We start from the raw sequence: 352 nt of genomic DNA, 5'->3' as shown, positions 1-352 counted from the left end.
TAGAATTTCCTTCACTACCTTGCGACAAACTTTAGCAAGCTCTCGCTCCAGCCCTCGAACACCCGCTTCTTTGGTGTAATAACGAATCACATCTCTTATTGCATCTTCGGCAATAGCGAGCTCACCTTTTTTCAGGCCATTATCTTTGATCTGTTTCGGGATCAGGTATTTTTGCGCGATATTGATCTTTTCATCTTCGGTGTAACCCGGAATACGGATAACCTCCATACGATCAAGCAAGGCCGGAGGGATGTTCATTGAGTTTGAGGTACAGACAAACATAACATCGGACAAATCATAATCTACTTCTAGATAGTGATCATTAAAGGTATGATTTTGTTCTGGATCTAAC

General features: G+C 41.8%; 1 pseudogene. It reads right to left on the bottom strand.

What is annotated here, in order from left to right:
- Positions 1–352 (bottom strand): annotated as a pseudogene (locus A3757_RS04430) (endopeptidase La); the annotation flags it as partial.

The sequence above is a fragment of the Oleiphilus sp. HI0117 genome (assembly GCF_001635235.1).
The sequence above is the reverse complement of the archived record's forward strand: the minus strand, read 5'-3'. Positions and strand labels throughout refer to the sequence as shown.